General features: G+C 66.0%; 5 protein-coding genes. 1 reads left to right on the top strand and 4 read right to left on the bottom strand.

The window, feature by feature from the left end:
• The 4 genes from AC1D0Z_RS12645 to AC1D0Z_RS12630 all read right to left on the bottom strand — a co-directional run.
• On the bottom strand, positions 1-1,009 hold a 1,009-nt coding region (locus AC1D0Z_RS12645), incomplete at its 3' end, for a TIGR03862 family flavoprotein (protein ID WP_477658591.1).
• 338 nt (positions 1,010-1,347) lie between these two features.
• Positions 1,348-1,980, bottom strand: a complete 633-nt coding sequence (locus AC1D0Z_RS12640; protein WP_477658590.1) for a hypothetical protein — start codon at positions 1,978-1,980, stop codon at positions 1,348-1,350.
• 46 nt (positions 1,981-2,026) lie between these two features.
• Entirely contained in the window at positions 2,027-5,329 is a 3,303-nt protein-coding gene (locus AC1D0Z_RS12635; RefSeq protein WP_477658589.1) for a UvrD-helicase domain-containing protein, read from the bottom strand.
• On the bottom strand, positions 5,326-7,929 hold the full coding sequence (locus tag AC1D0Z_RS12630; protein ID WP_477658588.1) for a PD-(D/E)XK nuclease family protein: 2,604 nt from the start codon (positions 7,927-7,929) through the stop codon (positions 5,326-5,328). The genes AC1D0Z_RS12635 and AC1D0Z_RS12630 overlap by 4 nt, the downstream gene beginning before the upstream one ends.
• A 180-nt stretch (positions 7,930-8,109) precedes the next feature.
• Here AC1D0Z_RS12630 and trxA point away from each other — a divergent pair, with 180 nt between their 5' ends.
• Positions 8,110-8,442 (top strand): thioredoxin TrxA, encoded by a 333-nt coding sequence (trxA, locus tag AC1D0Z_RS12625; RefSeq protein ID WP_077594529.1) that lies wholly within the window; start codon positions 8,110-8,112, stop codon positions 8,440-8,442.
• Positions 8,443-8,757: the final 315 nt, after the last annotated feature.

Raw genomic sequence — 8,757 nt, 5'->3', positions numbered from 1 at the left:
GCTCATACAGCATGGCGGCCTTGATGCCTTCGAGGTTCAAGCGGCTTTTGAGGTGGCTGGAGAGTGACCGTGACCCGCGCGGGTGGCGCACTTCGACCAGCACCTGCTCGGGTGTCTTGCCGGGCAGCAAATCAAGCATGAAGGTGGCGCTGCCGTGGGCGGCGATCTCGTCGCGCAGCAGGCTGGAAGCGGCATACACCAGGCTGCCTTCCACGCCGGTGGTGGTGGCGATGAACTCGCCCTTGCGGCTGAAGCTGCGGCCCCGTGAATCGGTGAAGCTGATGGCCACGGACTTGAAAGGCTGGCCGGCGAAGCGGCTGGAGAAGTGTTCGGTCCAGCCGGTGTTTGGTTGCGGGTTTTTGCCTATGAGCTCCTGCAAAAATTCGCGGCGGGTTTCGCCAGGGTCGGTGATGGCCTCTTGCAGTTGGGCAGGGCTATCGGGCCGCGCCGCGACGTCAAAGCCGCAGTTCGAAGGCAGCAGCGGCGCCACCGCCGCACCACGCGCCGCCAGCAGCGGCACCCACGCGCCGTCAGAGCCCAGCCGGGCCCAGCTGCCGCCGCCCAAAGCCAGCACCACGGCATCGGCCTGTACCAGCACCTCGCCGGCAGGCGTTGAGAACTTCAGTGCGCCGTCATCGGCCCAGCCCAACCAGCGGTGCCGCATGGAAAACTTGACGCCGGCATTGCGCAGGYGGTGCAGCCAGGCGCGCAGCAGCGGCGCGGCTTTCATGTCCTTGGGAAACACGCKGCCCGAACTGCCGACAAACGTCTCAACACCCAGGGCCTCGGCCCAGGCGCGCAGCTCGGCCGGCCCAAAAGACGCCAGCAGCGGCGCCAGCTGTGCGGCGCGCTCGCCGTAGCGGCCCACAAAAGCTTCCGGCGCTTCGGAATGCGTGAGGTTGAGCCCGCCGATCCCCGCCAGCAAAAACTTGCGCCCCACCGAAGGCATGGCGTCATACACCTCGACCTTCACGGCTGCACCGGCGCCGGCCAGCACCTCGGCAGCCATCAGGCCGGCAGGGCCGCCCCCTATGACGGCAACGCGCAGAGGGCCGGCAGGCGGCGGTTTCACGGGAGAGGCTGAATCGTTCAAAAGATATTCCGTTGCCCCGCGGGGGCGAGGTCTGGTGAGTGAAAAGTTAAGGGTCAACAGTGAAGGCAAGCCGCCGGTTTCCTGAGGATGCTTGCGGTCGGCAAACGTGTTGCTATATTTTTAATAGCTGCTTGCGCACGCCCCTATTGGCTTGCAGGGCAAAAACGCTATCAATATGTGCCTTTGCACCCCGGTCGCCGGCGCAGGGCCTGCATCAATTATTGCAGGCTGCACCTTGCCGGCTCGCACGGGTCTTACATCGGCGGCGCAAAACCATTGCGCCCGACGATGACACGCAGCGCGGTCGGCTTGCCGGCTTTCTCCTGCGCCGTAATCATCACTTTGGCGCCCGGCACCAGCAAGGCGGTTTCATCGGCCTTGCCGGGCTTGAACGAAACCACCGGCACATTGGGCGGAACGATCACGGTTTTCTCGCCGTCCTTGTAGCGCAACGTGAGTTTCTGGCCGCCGGGCACTGACGTTGGCGCCGCGGCCAGGTCGGCCACAGTGGCGTTGGTCATGGTGCTGTCGGGCCGCAAGTCCCAGGGGCGGTGGCCCTCGCCGGCGCCGCGGGCGGCTTCAGGAAAGACCAGCACCTCCAGCGCCAGCTGGCTGCCATCGGGCTGCGGCATGGCGGCGGTGCCGATGTAGCTGCCGGGCTTGATGTCGGCGAGCGACAACGGGTAGACCTCGGACACGTCCATTTCAGCGGGGCGCACCAGCGTGATCACTTCGCCGCTGCGTTCCCTGACCGTCAGGCTGGTGGCATCGACCTTTTCAATCGTCGCACGCAGGCGCACGGTGGGGTTGGCGGGTGGCGCGGTTTGTGCCCAGGCCATTGGCAAGGCGGCCAGAAGAATCATCGATGCGGCAAGTTGCTTGAACATGGTTGTTTTCTTTCTTCGGGCCAGAAAGTGGCCCAGGTTGGTGAGATCAGTCCAGCTCGACCACAGTTCCCCGGCCCGTCAGGAAAGCAGCCTTTACCGGCGCACCGGGGTAAATCAGCTGCACGGCCGCCCGGTAGGCCTGCAGTTGCGCCACCAGCGCGGGCTGCAATTCCGGCGCCACGGCGGATTTGTAGTCGAGCACCCACCAATGGCCTTCATGGCCGGCGTCCTTGCGCTGCACCAGGCGGTCCAGCCTCAAGGCCTGGCCCGCGTAAACCAGATCCACCTCGTTGCCCTGCCAGGCCACCGTTTGCGGGCTCCAGGCCCAGGCGCCCTCGCCCGCCAGAATGCGCCTGGCCAGCGTAGCCGCCTCGGCCGCTTGTGCCGGGCTCAGGCGAAACTCGCGCGCCACAACCTTGATCTGCGGGTCTGACACCGCACCGCCCCACTCCAGCAAGCGGTGCATGGCCTTGCCGATGCGCGCCTTCAGTGAGTCTTCATCCACCCGCTCCACGGCAGGTGCAGCGGGCGCCAGGGCTTCAGGCAAGGCGGGCAGTTCGGGCAGGTAGAACACGCCGGCGTCCGCCGCATCGAGATGCGCAGCGGCAGATTCGTCCGCAACCGGTGCTGGCAGCTCGCCCACCAACGCGTGCAACCGCTGCCACCAGCTCTCGGTGGTCACACGGTGCGGCTCGATGGCGGAAATCACCAGCGTATGGCGCGCGCGCGTCAGCGCCACATACAGGGCGTTGAGCTCCTCGCGCTTGCGGGCGGCCTGCTCGGCGGCCAGCGTCTCGGCAGCGCACGCGGGCGGCCGGCTTTCGCTGACCAGGAAGACGAACTTGCGCGGCTCGGTGGCCTCGCCAGGCCAGTCSACCAGCACACCCATGCTGTCGGCGTTGCGCTCGACGGTGTCGGTGTCCAGCAGCAGCACCGCTTCGGCTTCAAGCCCCTTGGCGCCGTGGATAGTCAGCAGCCGGACGGCCTCGCTGCTGACGGCTGCCGGTGCCTGGGTGCCGCCGGCCTTGAGCGCGCGCACAAACCCATACGGCGTGGCGTAACGCCCGCCATCCAATGCCAGCGATACACCGAGCAGCGCGCGCAGGTTGGCCAGCACCGCGCTGCGCTGCGCAGCGGGGGCAGCAGCGCCAAAACGCGCCAGCACGTCGCCGTCGTCGTAAATGCCTTGCAGCGCGTCATGCGGCGGCAGGCGGTCCAGCCAGCGCTTCCATTTGGCCAGAACAGCCCCCAGCCCTTTCAGGCCGGGCGCAAGCAGCTCCTCTTTTTGTAGCAGGCTGTACCAGGGCCGGTGGTGCTCGCGCTGCAGCAGCGCCAGTTGCACCAGGCTTTCATCAGCCAGGCCAAACAGCGGCGAGCGCAGCGCGCGTGCCAGTGAAAGGTCGTGCTGCGGCGACACCAGCACGTCGAGCAGCGCCACCATGTCCTGCACTTCGCAGCAGTCAATCAGCTCGGTTTTCTCGCCCACCTGCGCAGGGATGTGGAGTGCGCGCAGCTCGTCCTGCAGCGGCAGCAGCCCGGCGCGCTTGCGTGAGAGGACCATCACGTCCTGCGGGCGCAACCCGGCTGCGACCTGTTCCGAGATCCATGCGGCGGCCTGCCGGGCCTCGCGCGTGCGCAGGGTTTCCTCGGGCAATTCGCGCGGCGTGGTGAGGCTGTCGCGCCAGCCGGCGGCCAGCGGTGAAGCTTCTTCTTCGTCCTTGTTGCGCGCAATGGGGGGAAGCCGGCCTACGGCGCCGGCCAGGCCAGACGCCGTGGTGTGTTCGCGAAAGCCGTCATAGCCGTCGGCCTCTCGTGCCGTGACCATGGCGGAGTTGACGGTGTCGATCACGGCTTCGGCATTGCGCCGGGTGTGGTCGCAACTGAGCAGGTCACCGCCCAGGCCGTGCACCACAAAAGCCTGCGCAGCGCGGAACACCTGAGGTTCGGCGCGCCGGAAGCGATAAATGCTTTGCTTGGGGTCCCCCACCAGGAACACGCTGGGCGCGGTGCCCGCACCCGAGTAGCCGATGAGCCACGCATACAGCGCCTGCCACTGCAGCGGGTTGGTGTCCTGGAACTCGTCGATCATCAGGTGCCGTATGCGCGCATCCAGCCGCTCCTGCACCCAGCCCGACAGCACGGGGTCGGCCAGCATCAGCAGCGCGGCGCGCTCAACGTCGTTCATGTCGACCCAGCCGCGGTCGCGCTTCAAGGCGGTGAACTGGGCAATCAGCACGCGCGTCAGGCGCGCCATGCGCTGCTGGTACAGCCAGGCGTCATGCTGCTGGCGGGCGGCGACCACGCGCAGCACGAGGTCTTGCGCAATGCGCACCTGCTCAATGCCGACGATTTTTTCGCCGAACTTGCGCGGCGTGCCTTTTTCGGTCAGCAGGGCCGCGATGGCCGCCGGGAAGTCACCTGCCGTCAACGCCTGCTCCAGTTCCACGCCTTTGGCTGAAAACGTTGGCGCGCTTGCGCGGCCCAGCGCGATGGCGGCGTCCCGCAAGGTCTGGCGGTGAAAGCGGTTGGTGCTGAGCAGCTCTTCCGGTTCGTCAAGGCCGCCAAATTCTGTGAACTGCGCACTGAAGGCTTGCACCGAGGTGTCGATCACGCCTTTTTCATCGGCCAGCGTGAACTCGGTGCGTTTGTCGAGCGCGGCCTGCAAGGCCTTGTCGGCCTGGAAGCGGCCATACGCCAGCACCACGGCTTCAAAATCGGCCTTGAGCGATGCATCAGCCGCGACCGCCGCGTAAAACCGCCGCCACACCAATGCGCGCGCCGGCGCGTCGTCTTCCAGCAGCTCGTAGTTCACCGGCAGCTCCAGGCGCTGCAGCACCGCCACCGGGGCGCTGCGCAACAGGGCTGCAAACCAGCTGTGGAAGGTGCGGATCTGCACCGAGCGGCCACTGGCCAGGATGGAGCGGTATAAATTTGATAGCTGCTCGCGCACAGCCTGTGCGGCTTTCAGGCCTTTTTGGCTGGAAAAATCAACCCTGACACCGCGCATTTCGAGTTCACGCTGCAGGGTTTCGTCGTCGRCATGGGCAAAGGCCTTGAGCCACTCGTCCAGGCGCTCGCGCATTTCGCCGGCGGCTTTTTTGGTGAAGGTGATCGCGAGGATTTCATGCGGCAGCACCTGCTGCCCGGGTGCGGCTGTGGCCCCGTCAAGCAGCGCCCGCACGATGCGGGACACCAGCATCCAGGTTTTGCCGGCGCCGGCGCAGGCCTCCACCGCCACGCTGCGACGCGGGTCGCAGGCAATCGCGTAGAACGCATCGGCGGAGAGCGGTTCGCCGTTGCATTCGTAGGCGGCGGCGTGGGCGATCAGCGTGTTGGCCGGCGGGGTCATGCCTGCTCCCCCGCTGTTTCTTCGTCCAGGCTCCAGAAGTCTTTGCGGCAGAGGCCCCGGGCTGCGCAGTATTCGCAGGCCTTGCCCTCACCCAGCGCAGGCAGCGCCGCGCCGCGTGCGATGCGGGCCATGTCGGTGAGGATGCTGTCGATGAGCTCGTCGCGCAGTCCAACGATGTCGGGTTGCTCGTAGGTTTTAGTGGGCTCTTTTTCGCCGAGGTTGACGTAGGCCGCCGCCAGTGTGTCGTCGCTCATCAGGGCGGCGTAGAAGGCCAGCTGGGTGTCTTCCTGGCCGTTCTTGATGCGTTCGGCCGTGGCCGTGCGCGGCTCGGTCTTGTAGTCGATCACCAGGGCGTGCCCGTCGGGCTGGCGGTCAACGCGGTCAAGCTGGCCCAGCAGCGTGAGCGTGCCGACGGGCACTTCGCGCCAGACTTCGGCCTCTTCAAATACGGCGCCCGTGGCTTCATGCTCGGCCAGCCATTTCAGGTAACCCTCGCGCACGCCGGGCCAGGCCGCGGCAAAGGGCAAAAACTCGCTGTCGCTGAGCGCGAGCTCCTGCGTGGCGCGTTCGGCCGCCGTATTGAGCATCGCTACCCGTATTGCTGCATCGGACGTTGGTGCCTCCTTGAGTGCCTCATGGAAATGTCGCAGCAGGCTGTGCAGCCAGTTGCCAAAGTCGCGCTTGCCCAACTCGCTTTCAAGCTCTTCGGGCTCCTGCAACCGGAGCTGGCGCAGTGCAAAAAAGCGGTACGGGCAACGCCGCAAATCTTCATACGCGCTGGCTGAGAGCCGGGTGACGGGCAAGGCCTCGCCGGTCGGAAACGGATGCGGCGTAGGCTGGATGTCCACAGCACGCAGGCTGCGGGGGTCGGCGGCCATGTCCTGCGCGGCGTCCCCGGCCTGGCCGTCGGGCTGGTCCAGCAGCAACTCTTGCACAAAACCGCTGGGGATCAGGTGTTCGCCGGACTCACTGGTGCGCCAGAGCACGTCGAGATGCGGCATGTGCAGGGCATAGTGCCAAGCCTGGCGCTGGGCGGCGGCGAGCACTTCCCGCGACGGCAGGCCCAGCAGCTCGCGCTGCCCGGGCGTCCAGGGGCCGGCGGGCTCCGGCGACACAGGCAGGCGGATTTCATCGCAGCCGGGCAGCACCACAGCCTGCATGGGGCGGCCCAACAGCTGAGGCAGCGGAAGTATCACGACCTGCTCTTGCGGCGGATGCATGGGGGAGAACTTGCCGCCCTCCAATGCCTGGTTGGCCCACTGCGTGAAGTCATGCAGCCTCATCACGGGCGACGCCTCGAACTCAGTCTCGGCGCCGTCATGCAGGCGCAGCACATCCAGCACCGTCTGCCCGGCTTCATCCTGTGCCAGCGCGTCCCACTGCCCGGCCGATTGCAAAAGTGTGCGCAGGTCGCGCAGCCACACCGCCAGCGGGCGAGCACGGGCGAAAGGGCTGCGCAATGCATTTACTTCGCGCGCCAGCGGGCCTGTTGCTGCGAAAGCGGGCGGCAGGATGTCTTCTTCCGGAAAATCCGGCAGGTCGCGCCAGGCGCGCACGCCGGTCTTGCGCAGCTCGGTCTCGGCGGCGGTGACCAGCCCGGCGTCAAATGCCGGTGCATTTTTCAGCCAGTCCAGCACGGCATCTGTCGATGCGTCCCAGGGCATGGCGCGCAGCAGGCTCATCAGGCTCGCGGCGGCCCGCGTAGTTGAAAGCTTCCAGCCGGTTTCATCGCGCATGGCGATGCCGCGCTCGGCCAGCATGGCGCCGACACGGCGGGTGAGCTGGCGGTCCTGCGCAATCAACGCAACCGGACTCCGGCCTTGCGCCAGGTGCGCCAGCACGCAGGCGGCGGCGCGGCCGGCTTCGTCTTCAGCGTCCTCGGCAATGTGCAGCGCGGGTGGTGCCGACGGTTCTTCGAGTGAAAGGCGCAGTGGAATGGAAACCGACCGGTCGCCAAAATGTGCTTTGAGGGCTTCGGTGAGCGGGTCGACCTGAAAGCCTTCCAGCACGGCAAACAGCTGCGGCTTCGCCTGGAAAAGCCGGTCTGTGGGGTAGGCAGAAGCCGCAGCCCAGGCCAGCGCGATGCGCCCCACGGCGGCCTCAAGTGCCAGCACCGGCGAATCAAGGCCCGCACCCAGCGTCAGCGCCAGCCGCTCACTCCAGGCGCGGCGCGCAGCCGGCACCACGGCAGCGGCCACGCCCGCCAGGCTCCATGCCGCCTCGACCAGCCGGCCCGCCAGCGCATCCTGCTGGGCGCCCAGGCCCGCGCGGCCCAGCAGAGATGCCGCCGTCAGCATGTCAACAGCCACATCTATCCGCAGATCGTCGCCCGAAGGTACGTAAAGGCCCAGCGTGCCGCCCAGGCCACTGGCCCAGTTCATGGTGGTTTCAAAGCGGGGAACAAAAAATGTGTCGCCGGCCTGGGCAGCCCAGGCACGCCGCGCCTGCTGGATCAGCTGGGCATAAGGCAATAAAACCACTGCCTCTGCCGGATGGACGCCGCGCGTCTGCAAAACTTCCTTGAGCCGGCCCATGGCCTGATGCCAGCACAGTGCATCGGGTGCGAGCAATGCAGCATCAGAAGTCGGTACGAGTGACATACAAAGGGTTTGGGAAGGAAGCTCGCCAGGAAAAGATATGGCCGGAAGCCGCAAATTGAATAATCGCTATCGGGGCCATAGCCCCCGTGCACGCGACCGGGCCACTTGCTTTCTGCCACAATGACTGCAACTTTAGCCGTACCGTATCGTAACCATCCTAACCAGACAAAGGAGCCGCACATGGCGAGCGAACTGATCAAACATACCACCGATGCCACCTTCGAAGCCGACGTGCTGCAAGCCTCCAAACCCGTGCTGGTGGATTACTGGGCCGAGTGGTGCGGTCCGTGCAAGATGATCGCGCCTATTCTGGACGAAGTGGCCACCGGTTACGACGGCCGCCTGCAGATCGCCAAGATGAACGTCGACGAAAACCGCGACATCCCCGCCAAGTTCGGCATCCGCGGCATCCCCACCTTGATGCTGTTCAAGGACGGCCAGCTGGCCGCCACCAAGGTGGGCGCCATGAGCAAGGCCCAGCTGACCGCCTTCATCGACCAGCAACTGGCCTGAGCCTTTTTTCGCGCCGGAAAGGAAGTGCGGCACAGCCGCTTTCCGGACCGGCGCCGTCCTCCCCGGCCCCCCGTGCCGGACGCGGGAAAACGCCCTGGTTTCCTGCATGAATTTCCTGTCATAATGTGCTTAATTCACCAGACGGCACTCGCTGCCTGGTTCGAGTTCCCGGTTTGTAAGCCATCTTCTGCGGCTTCCTTTCAAACCTCCCCCGTTTCCATCAATGAACTCCGCAAGGAGTAACTCCATGCACTTAAACGAACTCAAGGCACTGCACGTGTCTGAAGTCCTCAAGCAGGCCGAAGCCCTTGAGAT

The sequence above is a fragment of the Polaromonas sp. P1_E3 genome (assembly GCF_056405935.1).
This window is presented reverse-complemented; position numbering and strand designations above follow the sequence as displayed.